Source organism: Bacillus sp. JJ722, from assembly GCF_036963345.1.
GTDB lineage: Bacteria > Bacillota > Bacilli > Bacillales > DSM-1321 > Bacillus_AD.
On record NZ_JBALMO010000079.1, the window covers coordinates 1 to 18,288 of the forward strand.

Below are 18,288 nucleotides of genomic sequence, written 5' to 3' on the forward strand. Positions count from 1 at the left end.
CTGTAAATCCGCTCCTTAGGGTTCGGCAGTTCGAATCTGCCCCCCTCCACCATTTTTAATATTGATAAAAGCAGCATAAACTTTGCGGAAGTAGTTCAGTGGTAGAATACAACCTTGCCAAGGTTGGGGTCGCGGGTTCGAATCCCGTCTTCCGCTCCAAATGATATTATGTTGCCGGGGTGGCGGAACTGGCAGACGCACAGGACTTAAAATCCTGCGGTAGGTGACTACCGTACCGGTTCGATTCCGGTCCTCGGCACCATTTGTATTTTGTTTTTTATCGGAGGTATACCCAAGTTCGGCTGAAGGGATCGGTCTTGAAAACCGACAGGGGCTTAGCGGCTCGCGGGGGTTCGAATCCCTCTACCTCCTCCATAGTTTTTCAAGTTAATATGCGGATGTAGTTTAGTGGTAAAACCTCAGCCTTCCAAGCTGATGATGAGGGTTCGATTCCCTTCATCCGCTTTTATATCTGGTAATGATGGCGAAGAGGTCACACCCGTTACCATTCCGAACACGGAAGTTAAGCTCTTCAGCGCCGATGGTAGTTGGGGGTTTCCCCCTGTGAGAGTAGGACGTTGCCAGGCAACTCGCAAGATCAGCTATTATAGCTGGTCTTTTTTGTTTGGCATATTTAGTTGTAGAGCATGAAAAGTAAGAATGAGAAAATTAACTAATCTTTTTTTAAAACTGGTTAAACATCATACATATATATATAGAACTCAACTTGGATTGGGTTCTTTTTGATGCATTCATGTAGTTAATAGGAAAACATTAATCTAGTTACAGTTAAACACATCATATATCGTATTTATAAACTCTTTTAAAGCGTTTGATTGATACGCATTTCGATTTATAATGAATCCAATATTCCAGATGATGGTTGGATGTTGTATAGGAATGGATACAATGTCAATATTATTTAATTTGTTTGCTAGAATCCGTGGGACAATAGCAATTCCGAGTTGTGCTGACACGAGTTCTAAAACAAGATCCCATTGTGTACTTTCGAATGCAATGGAAGGGCTAAATCCTACATCTTTACATGCATTCCTAATTAAGTTATGTAAAGCAAACGATTTCGCATACATTATAAATGATTCTTCTTGTAAATCGCTTAATGAGATCGATTGTGCATGTGCCAGATGATGCTTTGATGAGACACATAAGCAAAATCTGTCTTGGTAAATAGATGTTGCTGCCAATTTATCATTATTTATTGGCAATACAACTAATCCAATATTGAGTAATCCTTTTTCAACAAGTCTTTCTGTAGCAGGTCCACTTTCTTCCATGATTTCTATTTTCACGCCAGGGTACTTTTGACTGTAGACTTGAGCGATTTTTGGGAAGAAAACTGTTCCAATTATTTGCGGAAGTCCAATTTTAATATGCCCGGTTACAAGATTAGATAAATCATTGATTGAAACTGATAGGTTTTCTAATGCAGAAAGAATGTATTTACTTTTATCAAAAACAATCTGACCAGCATCGGTTAAACGTAAATTTTTGCTAGAACGGTCAAATAAAATGACATCTAATTCACTTTCTAATTTTTGTACGGATTTGCTTATAGAAGGTTGAGCTATGTATAGTAACTCAGCTGCTTTTGTAAAGCTGTGGTATTCAGCTACTTTCATGAAAATCTCTAAATCTTTTAATTGAATTCTCATATAGTCCCCTCATTTATTCCATTTTGGAATAGTTACTATCCTAATTATGTATTTCACTTAATAATTGAATATGATTACAATCAGGTTAATAAAAGATTGTTATTGTACGATGCTTATTTAGTTTAGCGTATCATACATTTACTTAACCAACATACCTAAAAGGTTAAGGTGAAAACGGAAGGATGGTCTTGATGGAGAAAATAAAGCAATTTAAAGTGGCTGTTGTACAAGCTGGTTCTGAAATAATGGATAAAGCAAAAGGAGTTAGAAAAACAATTAGTTTGTTGGAAGAAGCAGCAGAACAAAATGCAAAAATCATTGTTTTTCCTGAAGCATTTATACCAGCATATCCAAGAGGAATGTCATTTGGAGCAGTTGTTGGGAGCAGAACGGATGAAGGTAGAAAAGATTTTTTGAATTATTGGAGTAACGCTATTACTGTCCCAGGTCCGGAAACAGAACAAATTGGAAAAGCTATAAAGCAAACGGGTGCTTATGTCGTAATGGGTGTCATCGAGAAAGATAGTGAGTATAGTCAAGGAACTTTATATTGTACGGCTTTGTTTTTTGGACCTAATGGCGAATTACTTGGCAAGCATCGGAAATTGAAGCCAACAGGCTCAGAAAGATTAATATGGGGTGAGGGGGATGGTAGTACACTTCCTGTCTTTGATACACCGTATGGGAAAATTGGGTCGTTAATCTGTTGGGAAAACTATATGCCTTTGGCTAGAGCTGCTATGTATGCGAAAGGTGTACAAATATATGTGGCACCTACGGCAGATGCACGCGACTCATGGTTAGCAACGATGCAGCATATTGCTGTAGAAGGTAGATGTTTTGTTTTGTCATGCAATCAATATATGACGAAGGAGATGTTCCCAGAAGATATTGCATCAAGAGAGGAATTTAAACAATTGCCGAATGAGTTAAGTCGTGGCGGTAGTTGTGTTGTCGATCCTCTTGGCAATTATATAGCGCAACCTGTCTTTGGAGAAGAGAGAATCATTTATGCAGATATTAATCTTGATAAAATAGCTGAAAGCCAGTTTGATTTTGATGTGGTGGGGCATTATGCTAGACCAGATATTTTTCAATTGACTGTAAATGAGAAAAGACAAGATAGTGTGGTATGGAAAGAAGAATAATTAATACTCTGATGGTATTACTATTCACAATCAAAATAAATGTTATTTATTATCATAAATGTTAATATAGTCAGATATGGAATCTGAGAGTATTGAAATCAAAACTAAATAATAAATCTGTAGTATGAGATGAAAGACTTTATGGGGTTCCTTCTCTAAAGTTTTTCATCTTCTTTTGTAATTAGTTCAGTTTCAAACCTTCATCTTCCTAATTAGAAATTTAGATGAAAGGTTTATTGTATCATGATGCATAAAACACATATTATTACGGGCTTAGCTGCAGGTGCTGGTGTAGCGACACAAGCTCATGGTTCCTTCGTTTTTACAGTAACATATGTAGCAGGAATCACAATAGGGAGTCTCTTACCGGACTTAGATCAGCCCCAATCATTTGTAGGGCAGCGTTCGTTAGGATTAGCCAAATTAATCGCGAAATTATTTGGTCATCGAGGATTTACCCATTCTTTAATGGCATGGTGCATAATTACAGCCATTTGCTTACAGTTTCCTTCGAATTTTTCCATTGGAATCTCAATAGGATATCTGTTTCATATCGTTGGTGATTTCTTTTCTGTTTCGAGTGTGCCTCTTTTTAAACCATTCTCCAATTACCGTCCTCGAAATATGTGGATTTCATACAAAAATGAAAGTTTTGCAGAAGATATTATTAAATATGTAGCGATTCTTATTTTTATATATTTCTTTCTAGTGAATCAATTATATGAGCCATTTATTCAATCCGTACTAACAGATATTAAAGAGGTAATAGAAGTGATATTTAATTAATAACTATTGTTAGCGTAGTTTGAATCGTCGAAACAAAAATCTTGCTAATTTAAAAATTTAATGTTAGTATTATTCAAAAGTTAAATATTGATCACATGTGACTGATACGATCAGGCATGGAGGTACTGTAGATGCTTTATTAAAGCTATCTATTGAACCCCCATGCCTTTTGTGTGTTGTATGAATAAATACTTTCATTTCAAATCAGAATAACCAAGTTGAATAAATAGGAGGATATAAGATGTTAGGAAAATTATTTAAAAAAACAAAACTAGAAATACTTACACCAGTGAGTGGAGTAATTGTTCCAATAGAAGAGGTGCCAGATCCAGTATTTAGTCAAAAAATGATGGGTGATGGAATGGCTATTATACCTAATCAAGGAGATGTTTTGTCACCAGTTGAAGGGGAAATAATACAAGTTGCACCTACAAAACATGCAATCGGTATTTTAGCCAAAGATGGAACGGAAATCTTAATTCATGTTGGTTTAGAAACAGTTGCTTTAAAAGGGGAAGGCTTTCATGTTCATGTGACAGTTGGTGAAAGAGTTTCAGCTGGTCAGTTATTAATGAATGTAGATTGGAAATATATTCATGAACATGCGAAAAGTACGATTACTCCAATTGTTATTACAAATAGTCAAGTAAGTAATAAAATTTTCAACTATACCGATGACAAGGTTAGTGCTGCTGGTAAGACAGTATTGATTTCAGTGTCTCAAAAGTAGATTGCAAAACCAGTCATTGAAATAAAGGAGATGAATTCTGGTGAAAATTAGTAAAATTTTAAACAACAATGCTGTGGTAGTTAGAGCAGAAGGACAACAGGAACAGATAGCGATTGGAGCCGGAATTGCATATGGAAAGAAGAAGCATGATGTAGTTAGTGCAAGCAAAATTGAAAAGCTATTCGTTATGAAGGAGAATAAAAAACTCGAACAATTATTAAGTCGAATACCAGAAGAGCATTTTACAATCTCAGAGGAGATTATCACGTATGCAGAACATCAGATTGGTAATAAGCTCAATGAACATATTCATATCGTCCTTACTGATCATCTTTCATTTGCGATTGAGAGAGAGCGTGAAGGTATTCAATTAAAGAATAAGTTATTACAAGAAATAAAAATATTATACAAAACCGAATTCGCAATAGGTCTATGGGCTATTCAACATATTAAAGAGAGATGTGGTGTTGAAATGCCGATTGATGAAGCGGCTTTTATTGCCCTTCATATTCATACGATGAAGCTTCAAGGAGGTGATTTGCGTCAAACAGTAAGAGAAACAACGATTGTAAGAGATATGGTGCAATCGATTAAGCGCATTCTAGATATTACGTTTGAAGAAGATGATATCTCTTATCATCGATTAACGACACATTTACGTTTTGCATTAACAAGGTTGAATCATTATGAACTTCATATGATGGATGAGGAAATGTTAGCGATGATTAAGAAAAAATTTCCTCTTTCTTACCGTTGTGCCGCTGCAGTTGCTAGGGAAACATATCTTGTACATGGAGTGGAATTACCAGAACAAGAACTAGGATATATTACACTTCATATTGAAAGATTGCGAAAGAAATAATCTAAAGACATTGAGAAAAATAGAAGTCGTTTTTTCTACCAATATTTACAAAATGCTAGTTCTATAGGAAAGGTTTTTGAAATCTTATTGATTATTTTTTATTATTTGGTTGCTTTTACAAACAGCAGAATTTTATTTAAGGAGTGTTTATAATGAAGACATATTTGCAAAAAATCGGTCGTTCCTTGATGTTGCCAGTAGCAGTGTTACCTGCTGCAGCTATATTAATGGGTATTGGTTATTGGATTGATCCATCTGGATGGGGATCTGGCAATCCGGCAGCCGCATTTTTAATTAAAGCTGGATCATCTATCATTGATAATATGGCTATTCTATTCGCTGTTGGTGTTGCGTTAGGGATGTCGAAAAATAAAGATGGCTCGGCAGCTTTAAGTGGTTTAGTAGCTTATTTAGTAGTAACTACGCTATTAGGGAAAGAATCAGTCGCTATGATACAAGGGATTGACGTAGAAAATGTTAACCCTGCCTTTGAGAAAATAGGGAATCAATTCATTGGTATTCTTTCTGGTATTATTGCTTCAATTATGTACAATCGCTTTAGTCACGTGAAACTACCAGATGCCTTAGCATTCTTTAGTGGTAAGCGACTTGTTCCAATAATGACAGCGGTTTCAATGATGCTTGTGTCAGTTGTTTTGTATTTTGTATGGCCAGCTATTTTTAGTGCATTAGTTAGTTTCGGTAAAGCAATTAGTAATTTAGAATTCATTGGTGCTGGACTATACGGTTTCTTTAATCGTTTACTAATTCCAACAGGTTTACATCATGCGTTAAATTCAGTATTCTGGTTTGATGTTGCGGGAATCAATGATATCGGTAATTTCTGGAGTGGGGAAGGTACGAAGGGTGTTACAGGTATGTATCAAGCAGGGTTCTTCCCTATCATGATGTTTGGTTTACCAGCTGCAGCATTAGCAATCTATCATACTGCTAAACCATCGAAGAAAAAACAAATTGCTGCATTAATGATGGCAGCGGCTTTTGCAACATTCTTTACAGGTGTTACAGAACCACTTGAATTTGCATTTATGTTTTTAGCTCCTATGCTTTTTGTTGTACACGCGGCATTAACTGGGATTTCATTTGCTATTGCAGCTTTCTTCCATTGGACAGCAGGCTTTGGGTTTAGTGCGGGATTCGTAGACTTTTTCTTAAGTTCAAGTTTACCTCTTGCAAATAAACCATATATGTTAATTTTACAAGGTCTTGTATTTGCTGTGATTTACTATTTCTTATTCCGCTTCTTAATCGTTAAATTCGATTTGAAAACACCTGGTAGAGGTGATGAAGATGAAGAAAGCGAAGATTTCGGAGCTCATGAAGAAGATATGAATATAGATAATAAATTTGCTGTAATGGCAGCTCAAATTTATGATGGCTTAGGTGGAGATGCGAATGTTACTTCTGTAGATCATTGTACTACACGCTTACGATTAGAAGTGAAGGACATGAACGCAGTAGATCAGAAGAAGATTAAAGCAACGGGGGTACCGGGAATTAATATTGTAGGACCACAAAGCATTCAAGTTATAGTGGGTACACAAGTACAATTTGTTGCAGATGAAATCGAAAAAATCCGTAAATCCAACTAGCTTATCTATAATATATAGATAATTACCATGAAGATAGCCCATGAGTCAGTCAATTGACTTGTGGGCTATTGGTATTATGAAGGTGAAAAGGAGAGTTAATGATTGCTTAATCGTAAATAAGTGGGCTATAATTTTAGGTATAGTCATACGTGATTAATTGTATATTAACTATACGAGCATTTGTAATATGAATGAATAGCTTGGATTTAAATTGACAAGTATTTTAGAAGAAAGGAAGAATGAAATGAAAACAAAAAAAGTTTTACCTATTCTTTTTTTAGTTATGTTTTTAGTGATGGTTGGCTTTGGTATTATTATCCCTGTTCTTCCATTCTTGGCTGAAAAAGTTGGAGGTAGCCCTACAGAACTTGGTCTTTTAATGGCAGTGTATTCATTGATGCAACTATTTTTTGCGCCAATATGGGGACGTGTTTCTGATCGAATTGGTCGTAAACCAGTTATGATGATTGGGATTGCTGGATTAGCTGCTTCGTTTTTTATTATGGCAACCGCGGATTCTTTATGGGTATTATTCGTGGCAAGAATTGTTGGAGGAGTTTTATCAGCGGCGAATATGCCAACAGCAATGGCATATGTAGCGGATATTACTACTCCTGAGGATAGAGGGAAAGGAATGGGGATCATCGGAGCAGCAACTGGACTTGGGTTTGTATTTGGTCCAGCCATCGGTGGTATATTCTCTAAATCAAGCTTAAATATGCCGTTTTATGTTGCAGGTATTTCTTGTGTTTTTACACTACTATTAGTTGCTATACTATTGAAAGAATCACTTACTAAAGAAAATCGTGTACTCCAAGCTAACAAGAAAGAACCTATGTGGAAAGCATTCCAAGGACCGCTATCCATCATGTTTGTATTACAACTAATTATTACTCTATCTTTAGCTGGGTTAGAAACAACTTTTGCTTATTTTGCAGCTAAGAAAGCAGCTATTGATACCGTTCAATTAGGTTATATTTTCATGATTATGGGCTTGGGTAGTGCAATGGTTCAAGGTGGATTAGCTGGAAAAATGACGAAGAAATACGGAGAAGGAGCCGTTATTCGTGTCGGTATCATTGTTTCGGCAATAGGTTTCATATTAATCTTGTTCTCTTCTAATTTCTGGACATCAGCTGTATTCTTAACCATTTTTGGATTAGGAAATGGTGTGATTCGTCCGGCAATATCGGCATTACTTACAAAAAACTCGAATTCTGGACATGGGAATGTAACAGGCTTACTTTCTTCTTTTGATTCACTAGGAAGAATTATAGGACCTCCTTTAGGTGGTTTGTTATTCTCAGTTTCAATCGGTTTACCATACATTTCTGGAGCTATCCTTTCCATCATTGCGTTGTTACTGTATCAACTTTATCATATGAAAGCACGAAAAGTGAAAGCAGCGATTTAATTAAATCTTTATTCTGTAGATAATGCCCTGAGAGGCTTTGTCTACAGAATTATTTGTATTATAATTATAATATTTTATTAAGTAAGTTTTATAGTTGGGGTGAGAGAGATGATTAGAAGGCTAAATAAAAGTGATCATGAAGTTTGTTTTAAATTGTTAAAAACTAAAGTTGCTGAAAATTTATTTATCATTGGAGATATCGAAAATTATGGATTTGATCAAGAATTTCAGAAACTTTGGGGAGAGTTTAACGAAAGTGGAGAACTGATTGCTGTTTTATTAAAATATGAGGAAAATTATATACCTTTTGCTTTGGAATCATTTGATGCTAAAGGGTTTGCTGAGATTATGTGTAATGATCCTTCCTTTAAAAGGATGTCTGGGCTAAAAGAGATCACGGCACAGATTGAGTGCTATTTAAATAAGCAGCTAAAAAGTAAAAGACAAACTTATTATGCTAAATGTACTAGCTTAAATACCGATATACATAAGGTTGATTTATCAATTGTACAACAAGCAGTACCAAATGATGCAGAACAACTGGTTAACTTACTAAACGCTATTCCAGAATTTATTGATACAACTAGTACAATAGAGAAAAAAAGTCGAGAATTACAAAATGGAACTTCACGCTCATTTTTTATAATAGAAGATGGAAAAATGGTAACAACCGCTTCAACAACTGCAGAAAATTCTTTATCTGCGATGGTTGTAGCTGTGGCTACCTTAGAAAATTATAAGAAAAAAGGTTATGCAACCAAGTGTATGCTTAAGCTTTGTAATCACCTATTATCAGAAAGCAAGGAACTATGTCTGTTCTATGATAATCCTGCGGCTGGATCAATTTATAAGCAAATAGGTTTTGAGGACATTGGATTTTGGATGATGTATACATTCGAGTGAAATATTTAGATTTTTATAAAAATTAAAAGAGCTGATTATGAAGTGACCCCCTAAATTTAGACACGGTTATTTTATTAAGCAACTTCTTGGGCATGGGTCCGGTATTGTACCGGACTCATGCCTTTTAATCTTGCTTTAATTCGTTTGTGATTGTAATAAGTCATGTATTTTGCTAATTCTATCTTAAAGTGTTCCACACTCTCAAATTCTTTTAGATAAAGAAACTCTGATTTCAAAATGCCAAAGAAGTTTTCTATTACGGCGTTATCGTAACAGTTACCTTTACGTGACATACTCTGTGTAATACCGTGTTCACGAAGGGTATGACAATAATGCTTCATCTGATAATGCCAGCCTTGATCGGAATGAATAAGAAGCGAATCCTCCTCATACAACTGTTCAAAAGCCTGAACTAACACGGTTGAAACGAGTGAGTAGGTTGGTCTTGAACCAAGGGTATAGGTAATAATTTCACCATTAAATAAGTCTAATATAGGCGATAAATATAACTTTTCCCCAAATAATTTAAACTCTGTAATATCCGTAACCCATTTTTTATTTGGTTTTTCAGCTTTAAAGTTTCTATTTAATAGATTAGGTGCAATCTTACCAATTTCCCCTTTGTAAGAGCGATATTTTTTCATGCGGACTAACGATTTCAAACCAAGAACTTCCATGATTCTTTGTACTTTTTTATGATTTATTTTATATCCAAGATTGCATAATTCATCACGAATACGACGATATCCATACCGACCTTCATGGTCATCGTATATTGATTGAATGAGTTGTTTTAAATGGGTATCTGGATCAGGCTTACCTATATTTTTTACCCAGTAATAATATGTACTACGTGGGATTCCTGCTAGTTGTAAAAGAGCTTTCACCTGAAATTGATGCCTTAATTCGTAGACTACTTGCGCTTTGTCTTGTTTGGTGATTTTTCCTTGTTTTGAACTAAGGAATTCAACTTTTTTAGATAGGCATTTTCCATACGTAAACGTTCCAATTCAGCTTGTAATGCCTCAACCGAACCTTCTGTTGGTATTTGTTTTTTCGTTTCTTTTTGATGGTCTTTTTTCATGGATTGACGCCCCTTTTTCTTTGGTTTTAGGGCGTCAATACCTCCTTCTTCAAAGTGACGACTCCACATAAGAATCGAAGAGGGAGAAGGAATATTGAAAATAGCCGCAGTCTCGCTTATTGACGTCCCATTATCATACATGTATTGAAGTACGTCTAGTTTATACTGTGCAGAATGATTTGTGTACTCTTTATTAAATGCTTCTTCACCATGATGTTTGTATTAATTAACCCAATTCCAGAATTGACCTCGACTAACGCCTAGTCGTTTTGCCACTTTATTTCCGCCATCCTTACCATGTAAGTATAGTTGTACGGCTCGAATTTTATCTTCTGCTGAATATTTAACCAAAAGAAAAGCACCTCCAAATTTTAGACTGTGTCTAAAATTTGGGGTGCAGTACAATTACAGCTCTTTTTTCTTTTGCTAATAATTTGAAATGTAATAGGTCAGTCCATAATTTAAATTATGAATTTCTGCAAAAAGGGGTAAATTACATTTAACCCGTTTTAACTGGCGCCAAGACTCCCACTTCAATACGAAATTAAGCGCCAGTTAGAACCAGATTGATTTAACTAATAATCGGTGGGGGATGGACGAAAAACCCCACCGATAAAAGTTTCACTTTATCAATAAGCGAAACATTAGTGTTGCAGAAGGAGTTTTTGCCATGAGAAAAGTGTTACATATCTATCGATTGGATTGGCGCCGAATATATCGTTCGAAGGCAGCCATTTTTTTAATTGTTGCTTTAATGTTCTTACCATCTTTATACGCTTGGTTTAATATTAAAGCACTTTGGGATCCTTATGGAAATACTGCAGGGATTAAAATAGCTGTTGCTAATGATGATAAAGGAACGACAGTAGAGGGTGAAAAGTTAAATATCGGCTATGAATTAATAAATAAATTAAAGGAAAACGAAAATCTAGGATGGACATTTGTTAGTAAAGAACAAGCAGACTCAGGAGTTACTAATGGTGATTATTATGCAAGTTTATATATACCGAAAGATTTCTCTGAGTCACTTTCAAGCATTCTTAGCGAACATCCGAAAAAAGCGGAGATTGTTTTTACCATTAATGATAAAATTAATGCCATTACTCCAAAAATCACAGCTACAGGGGCTAACGCGATTACTGCACAAGTCACTAAAGAATTTGTAAATACCGTATCAAAATCATTGTTAACAGCATTCGATAAGATAGGTATTGAACTTGAAAAAGATTTACCTACTATCAGAAAAATGGAAACTAAGTTATATCAAATTCAAGATGCTCTACCTCAAATTAACGAATTTGGACAAGAGATGATTAAGCTTGAAAAAGATTTGCCAGCTATTCAAGCGAAAGCAAATAAAGTTATAGGGTTAACAAGTTATATACCTGAAATAAATGCGGCGGGACAAAGTATCCTTAAAATTCAAGATGCGTTACCAGTTCTCGAAGAAGCGGGTCAACAAGTACTTTTACTCCAAGAAAAAATACCGGAAATACGTAATATGGCAGCGAAAGTCAATGAGTTTAATGATAATTTTGGCATTATAAAAGATACGTTAAATAAAGGATTAACAGAAGCAAATCAAGCAATGGATGTGATTAATTCCACCCAAGCATTGCTACCTCAAATAGAACAGTTAGCTAACAATAGCGAAAAATACGTTGGGATTGCTACACAATTCACTGATAGTCTTAGTGCATCATTTGATGAAATAGCTAAAGCCGTTAGGTTGAACTTAGTGCTTGTTAATCAAATTGCCAAAAACACTACCATCGTAACTAGTCAATTAGTAGATTCAAATATTTCACCTGAGCAAGTTGAATCTTTTTTGAACACGACTAGTGAATTATTGAATGAACAACAAAAAGTATTACAAAATCAAATGGATCATATGCAAGGTTTCATTGATCAAGGTATTGCGCCTGACCAGATGAATGAACTTCTGCAAAGTTTGCAAACTTTAAAAGATCGAGTGCAAAAGCAACAGGGATTAGTACAAAATGCTATTTCATTAATTCAAAGTAATGGAAGTGAATTACCGACAGTATTACAAAATATAAATAACGAAGCAAAAAGTATTCAACAACTTACTGATAATGTTTTAGGGAATTTCGACAGTACTTACTTACCAGCTATACAAAATGGGTTAAATAAAATACAAAATGATATTAAAACGGCGAATGATGTCGTTATTGAAGCGCAGAAGCAATTACCAAACGTGAAGAATCTTCTTGGTGATACTGAACAGACACTTCAGACAGCTACAACTATGCTGAAGAAGTATCAAGAAGAATTACCTCAGCTGGAATCAACTTTACAGAATGCTACAAATGTAATTAATGCTAATGTAGATAAAGTGATTAATGAAGTAAACTTTGCTGCAAATTTCTATCAAAATGATTTTGGAGTAATGAGAAATCAAGTAAATAAAGGTAGTGAGTTCGTTAAGAAAGACTTACCTGGTTTAGAAAAAGATTTACAACATGCTACACAATTAATTAAAGAAAACGTGCCGAAGTTAGTTGAAGCGGTACAAATGGCAGCTGACTTATCACGGACAGAGTTGCCACAATTGACTAAATCAATTAATACAGCCACGGAAAAACTTAACGAAGTGAAAAAGCAAATCAGTATTGAAGAGGTTATAGATCTTCTAAGAACAGATATTAAAGCTGATAGTGATTTCATAGCTAATCCGGTGAATTTGAAAGAGGTAAGGGAATTTCCTGTGGCTAACTATGGTTCAGCTAGCTCACCTTTCTATACTGCATTAGCGATTTGGGTTGGTGCTTTATTGCTTGTATCTATGCTTTCAGTGGATGTGCATATGCCAAAAGAAATGTATAAGCCACACCATTTTTACTTTGGAAGAGGTTTAACTTTCTTAACAATTGCTCTTATACAGGCTGCAATTGTGTCATTAGGTAATATCTTTTTGCTTGGTGTAGATATTCATATGAAGCTGGCTTTTGTGCTATTTAGTCTACTAATAAGCTTCGTTTTCGTAACAATTGTCTATACGTTAGTTTCTATCTTTGGCAATATTGGAAAAGGTTTAGCGATTGTTTTGCTCGTCTTACAAATTTCTAGCTCTGGAGGTAACTTCCCAATTGAGGTATCCTCACCGTTTTTCCAACATATTTATCCTTTCTTACCTTTCACATATGCCGTTAAGTTACTTAGAGAAGCATTAGGGGGAGCCGTTTGGTATAATGCGATTACGTATATGCTTGTGTTAATATGTATTGCGTTGATATTCATTGTGATCGGTACTATGCTTAAGAAACCATTAATGAAAGTAGTCAACCGATTCACTGAAAATGCAGAGAAAAGCAAAATTTTTCATTGACGAAATAGATGAAAAAAAGCCATTACATATAAAATGTAATGGGCTTTTTTGAATAATTGTAAATCCTTTCACTATTTAGGGCTTATATACCGATTTTGTATCACCATCGTATATTATTAGTGAGTTAGGTGATACGATGTCGTTGTTGTAGTTGTATGGACGGTCGCTAAAGTTTGCCACGACTTTGACTTTGCTACCGTATTCTGTCATTTGAACAAGGTGATCATCTGTTAGCATTTTAAAATTAGTCATTTCTTTGTTGATGACATTTTTGCTGAATTTTGACCAAACTATAGTATGTTCTGCCATCTTTTCACCGTGTTTATCCCATTCAAACTTATCAATATGATACATCGGTGGTACGTTATATAAAATCTCATAAAGCATGCGATTTTCTACTTCGTTAATGATTTTGAACGTTGACCAATCCCAATGATATGATGTGATCAATGAATCGTTATATACTAATTTATATAAAGGGATTTTATAAGTTGGATCTAAGAAAATCTTCTTGTATTCTTCTTTAATTGGAATTTGTTTTGTTACTTTTTCAGGTGCTCCGCCTCTTGCTGAGTAATAGCGACCCATATAATATTTACTCTCTTTATTTTTTTTCATATCATCATCCATCCATGAGAAAGATGGCAATTCGATTCCATGAGCAAACGCAATAGTAGAGCTGGCGAAATCATTTCCTCCCTCTGAGCCTATAACCATGTCTTTTTTGTCACCGATATACGACATACGGCTCAATCTTGCTTCTAAATCTTCTTGTTGAGTAGTAATGTGATTCTTAGAGTAATCATCATAAATTTCTCCCGTAGCATCACAATCAATGAACCACGAATTAAATGGAACTCCTGTATTCAATATAGATTCAAGTCTTGCATGAACCGATGGCGGTGATAAAGTAGGGTTCAACTTTCTTCCTACATTTTGGAAGCCGGAGATCTTCTCTCCATCTGTTCCTTCAATTGTTGCTTCTTCATATAGCTTCGTATCTTCGAACGTTGCTGTATGCCATTTCTCTTTACCAGGTTCATGGATTGAATGATATGAATCATATGGTCCCATTAAATACCCATTATTTGTAGCATACTTTACCATTTCGGGCTTAATAAATCCTTGCATCCAATTGTCTAGGCCAAACCAAGCTTTCTCAATACCAGCATCTTTCATGTCTTTGATGATATCAATAGTGCGGTCATTTGCCCATTCTTCAACTGGCGAAAATACGGATTGTAAATTGTTGTATAGTGCACGCTTATTCAGTTCAATGATTTCCACTTCATTTAGATTCGTAACACCTTTTTGTAAAAGTCGTTCCATTTCTTTATCTGTCTTTGTAAATATGTCTTCATCGTAAAATGTTTGTGTTACTAAAGCTTTACTTAAATTCTGCGCAATAGTGTTTTTTTGATAGTTATCTATATAATCTTGTCCAGCAATCTCTTCAATGATTTTTGTAGTTTCATGACCGTCTTCTACCTCTTTGGAAATAAAGTCTTTTACATATATCATCGTTTTACTTGAAAGTTGCTCTCGAAAAGCCTTCCAGTTTATATCATTTTCTGAAACAACGGTTGTGTCCCACAAGTAAATATGAGGTGCACCGTAAAGCTTTTCAATGTTTTTATTTTCTTTCGCTTTTTCTGCTAGTGTTTTAAATTCACCTTTTTCAACAATATAGCTTTTATAAATTTTACGAGATGAACAGGGTCGGTATTAGCTATATAGATACGAAAGCCATACTCCTTCTTATTGTTGATACTAGGAAATTCATGCTCAAGCATAAAAGATATTTTGTCTTTCGTATTAAATTTTAATGTATTATTAAATGCCTCTTTCATTACATACAATGTTGAGTACTTTTCGTGGTTCACTGCAAAAAATCCCATTGAAAGAGACTCAATTGCATGCATTTCCATTCCATCTAAATGTTTTTTCCAATGCTCATCTTCGTTTGGAATGGTTCTTCCTTCTCCAATCGGCAACATATAGTTTTCACCTTCTACGATAGGCCATGAAAATTTTGATTCCGACTCTTTCGTCGATTGGATTGTTACATCAAGATAGTCTTCTTTTTTCTTTAGAGAGACTGCAATATCTTCATTTGGATATGTCCATGAAGAATGGTTTTCTTGATTTTCAAAATCTCGAACTTCTCTATTTTTTTGAGCCTTCGATACAACTTCTTTTTTTCCATTATGCTCAATAACTACTTCAAATGTTTCAGGATTCACTTCGTATGAAAAATCTAAGCCTGATACTTTATGAAATGTATTTACTTCTTTCTTCTCTTCATTACTGTTTGAGCAGCCAGCTAATGATGGAGTGAGTAAACTAGTAGCAATCAAAACTGTTAAAATCTTTTTCATTATTTCTACCTCCGAGAGATACTATAGAAGAGAAATGTTACAGAAATATCACAGGTGAAATATGTTATTCTGTTAATATGTTTATTATTTATGAAGTAGGAGGGTCTTGTGTATGAAAGCAGTCATTATAGCAGAGAAACCTTCCGTTGCTAAAAACATTGCTGATGCATTAAAAATCAAAAAACGAAATGATGGATATTATGAAGGAGAGAGTTACATCGTAACATGGGCTTTCGGCCATCTGTTGCAACTATATGATGCGAAAGATTACGATGAGAGTATGGGCAAATGGCAAATGGATAACTTTCCTTTTATTCCACCGAAGTTTCAATATAAAGTGAAGAGCAGCCCAAAAAATCGCGATCAAACGGATAGTGGAGCAAAGAAGCAGTTTTCTATTATTAAATCATTGTTGTTTAGAGATGATGTAGATGCCGTTATTTCTGCATGTGACTATGACCGAGAAGGGCAAGTAATCGGTGATAGTATTATCTATAATATAAAAGCACCGAAGCAAGTATATCGCTTGCTGTTAAATGAATGGACACCTGATGAAGTGCTGTCGGGATTGCAAAAAATTCGTCCTAATACAGATTTACGCCCGTTGCAAGATGCAGGTGTGAGTAGACAGTGGGCTGATTGGGTAATCGGTATCAATTTAACTTCTGTTACGACATTAAAATATCAAAAAGGGCGAGGCCAAGTTTTAAATATTGGGCGTGTTATTTTACCAACTTTAAAGATTATATATGATCGTGATAAAGAAATTGAAAAATTCGTTCCAGAAAAGTATTTCAAATTAGGAGCTAAGTTTAAGACACAAAAAGGCGAAGAGTTTGATGCAACATATATGGAAGGAAAAGAAGAGAAGTTCAAAGCAAAGGAAACGCTAGACGAAATATGTAGAGCTTTAAAGAATTCGCATGGAATAGTTGCTGATAAACAAGTTGAACGAAAGAAAGAGTATCCACCTTATTTATTTAATTTATCAAATTTACAAGGATACATTACGAGTAAATTTAAAGGTTGGACCTCTGATAAAGTATTGAAGGTAGCGCAATCGTTGTATGAGAAGAAATATATTACGTATCCGAGAACAGCAAGTACCGCTTTAGAAGAAAGTTTAGTGGATCGTGTCGCAAAAGTATTATCAGCTGTAAAAAAGGGATTGCCTTATGAAGATGAAGTGAAGTTTGCGAAAACGAAACGGTTGTTCAACAATGCAAAAGTGGAAAGTCATAGTGCAATCATTCCTACATATGTCGTTCCTAAATCGTTAACAAATGATGAGCAAATTGTATACACTGCCGTGAAGAATCGTTTTATCATGCAGTTTATGCCAATTGCTGAACATGAAGAAACGAGAATTACTATTCATATAAGTGATGACTCGATTAAAGGTTTTTTTTCTGCAAAAGGTCGTGTGCAAATTATAGAAGGTTGGCGTCAAGTTGAGAAGATTGAATCAAAAGATAATGTGTTGCCATATGTAGATCAAAATGAACAATTAGCCATTATCAATGCAAAGGTAACATCTCATGAAACGAAACCTCCTAAGCATCATACAGAGAAAACATTACTACGCGTGATGGAAACATGCGGTAAGAATTACGATGATGAAGAAGCTGTATTAAGTGGCTTTAGCATCGGCACACCGGCTACGAGAGCGGAGACCATTAAGAAACTCAAAGATATAGGCTATATCTTCTCGAATGATAAAAGTCTTTTCTGTAGTGATTTAGGAAGGGAAATGGTTGAAACATTTCCAATTAAAGAGCTTTTTGACTTAGAGTTTACTGGCAAGTTAGAAAAAGCCTTATCTGATATGGAGAAGAAACAAGTTAGCCGAGGTGTATTCTTAAACTTTATTTTCGATTTTACGAAGAAATCTGTCGAAATGATAAAAGGGGATCAAGATGTTATCCTCAAGCATGCGGCAAAGCCAGAAGTAAAAAAGAATGAATTTCTAGGGAAATGTCCACTTTGTTCTAGTGCGGTGATTGAGGGGCAAAAAGGCTTTGGTTGTTCGAATTGGAAGAATGGTTGTAAGTATGTTATTTGGAAAAATGATAAATACCTTGCAGCAATGAAGAAGAAGCCAACAAAAACGATGGTGAAAGCATTGCTGAAAGATGGTAAAGCATTAGTTAAAGGATTAACTAGCAAAAAAGGCAATAAGTTTGATGCCAATATGACATATGAGAAAAATACCGATAATGAGTATTTTGGCTGGAAGATGGAATTTGTTGAACAAGAGAATAAGAAAGATGTAAATGAGAAATAAAATAGATTTAATTTATAGTTGACAGGTAGGAATAATTAGTTTTATAGTATTTGTAACAGAAAAA

12 protein-coding genes, 4 tRNA genes, 1 rRNA gene and 1 pseudogene are annotated in these 18,288 nt (G+C 35.0%); 14 read left to right on the forward strand and 4 right to left on the reverse strand.

Annotated features, from left to right (window positions below; translation table 11 throughout):
- Window positions 1-84: 84 nt before the first annotated feature.
- From V7014_RS11220 to rrf, 5 genes are all read left to right on the forward strand, one after another.
- Window positions 85-159: transfer RNA gene (locus V7014_RS11220), tRNA-Gly, on the forward strand.
- A gap of 14 nt (window positions 160-173) precedes the next feature.
- Window positions 174-262: transfer RNA gene (locus V7014_RS11225), tRNA-Leu, on the forward strand.
- 20 nt (window positions 263-282) lie between these two features.
- A tRNA-Ser gene (locus tag V7014_RS11230) sits at window positions 283-375 on the forward strand.
- A gap of 19 nt (window positions 376-394) precedes the next feature.
- Window positions 395-465: transfer RNA gene (locus V7014_RS11235), tRNA-Gly, on the forward strand.
- 6 nt (window positions 466-471) lie between these two features.
- Window positions 472-587 (forward strand): 5S ribosomal RNA (gene rrf, locus V7014_RS11240).
- Between the two features lie 192 nt (window positions 588-779).
- Here rrf and V7014_RS11245 read toward each other — a convergent pair.
- Window positions 780-1,673: a LysR family transcriptional regulator gene (locus V7014_RS11245; RefSeq protein WP_335507133.1), complete on the reverse strand. Its 894-nt coding sequence runs from the start codon at window positions 1,671-1,673 to the stop codon at window positions 780-782.
- Between the two features lie 191 nt (window positions 1,674-1,864).
- On the opposite strand from V7014_RS11245, the gene V7014_RS11250 reads away from it, so the two are divergent.
- From V7014_RS11250 to V7014_RS11280, 7 genes are all read left to right on the forward strand, one after another.
- A complete protein-coding gene (locus tag V7014_RS11250; RefSeq protein WP_335507135.1) occupies window positions 1,865-2,821 on the forward strand; it encodes a carbon-nitrogen hydrolase family protein in 957 nt (318 codons plus the stop codon).
- A gap of 243 nt (window positions 2,822-3,064) precedes the next feature.
- Window positions 3,065-3,607 (forward strand): metal-dependent hydrolase, encoded by a 543-nt coding sequence (locus tag V7014_RS11255; RefSeq protein WP_335507137.1) that lies wholly within the window; start codon window positions 3,065-3,067, stop codon window positions 3,605-3,607.
- A 241-nt stretch (window positions 3,608-3,848) separates the two neighbouring features.
- Window positions 3,849-4,337, forward strand: coding sequence for a PTS sugar transporter subunit IIA (locus tag V7014_RS11260; RefSeq protein WP_335507139.1), 489 nt, complete (start codon window positions 3,849-3,851; stop codon window positions 4,335-4,337).
- A gap of 40 nt (window positions 4,338-4,377) precedes the next feature.
- Window positions 4,378-5,199 (forward strand): PRD domain-containing protein, encoded by an 822-nt coding sequence (locus V7014_RS11265; protein WP_335507141.1) that lies wholly within the window; start codon window positions 4,378-4,380, stop codon window positions 5,197-5,199.
- A gap of 152 nt (window positions 5,200-5,351) precedes the next feature.
- The gene (nagE, locus tag V7014_RS11270) at window positions 5,352-6,812 is read left to right on the forward strand and encodes an N-acetylglucosamine-specific PTS transporter subunit IIBC (protein ID WP_335507143.1); all 1,461 of its coding nucleotides are present in this window, start codon (window positions 5,352-5,354) and stop codon (window positions 6,810-6,812) included.
- A gap of 244 nt (window positions 6,813-7,056) precedes the next feature.
- On the forward strand, window positions 7,057-8,226 hold the full coding sequence (locus V7014_RS11275) for an MFS transporter (RefSeq protein WP_335507145.1): 1,170 nt from the start codon (window positions 7,057-7,059) through the stop codon (window positions 8,224-8,226).
- A gap of 108 nt (window positions 8,227-8,334) precedes the next feature.
- Window positions 8,335-9,129: a GNAT family N-acetyltransferase gene (locus V7014_RS11280; protein WP_335507147.1), complete on the forward strand. Its 795-nt coding sequence runs from the start codon at window positions 8,335-8,337 to the stop codon at window positions 9,127-9,129.
- Between the two features lie 74 nt (window positions 9,130-9,203).
- Here the strand turns inward: V7014_RS11280 and V7014_RS11285 are convergent.
- Window positions 9,204-10,564: pseudogene (locus V7014_RS11285) on the reverse strand (IS3 family transposase).
- 319 nt (window positions 10,565-10,883) lie between these two features.
- Here V7014_RS11285 and V7014_RS11290 point away from each other — a divergent pair.
- Window positions 10,884-13,562 carry a YhgE/Pip domain-containing protein gene (locus tag V7014_RS11290; protein ID WP_335507149.1) on the forward strand — a complete coding sequence of 893 codons (2,679 nt, stop codon included), beginning with the start codon at window positions 10,884-10,886 and terminating at the stop codon, window positions 13,560-13,562.
- Between the two features lie 75 nt (window positions 13,563-13,637).
- Here V7014_RS11290 and V7014_RS11295 read toward each other — a convergent pair whose 3' ends face one another.
- Window positions 13,638-15,158 (reverse strand): glycoside hydrolase, encoded by a 1,521-nt coding sequence (locus tag V7014_RS11295; protein ID WP_335507151.1) that lies wholly within the window; start codon window positions 15,156-15,158, stop codon window positions 13,638-13,640.
- A gap of 59 nt (window positions 15,159-15,217) precedes the next feature.
- Window positions 15,218-15,940 carry a hypothetical protein gene (locus V7014_RS11300; protein WP_335507153.1) on the reverse strand — a complete coding sequence of 241 codons (723 nt, stop codon included), beginning with the start codon at window positions 15,938-15,940 and terminating at the stop codon, window positions 15,218-15,220.
- Between the two features lie 112 nt (window positions 15,941-16,052).
- Here V7014_RS11300 and V7014_RS11305 point away from each other — a divergent pair, with 112 nt between their 5' ends.
- Window positions 16,053-18,224: a type IA DNA topoisomerase gene (locus V7014_RS11305; protein ID WP_335507155.1), complete on the forward strand. Its 2,172-nt coding sequence runs from the start codon at window positions 16,053-16,055 to the stop codon at window positions 18,222-18,224.
- Window positions 18,225-18,288 lie beyond the last annotated feature (64 nt).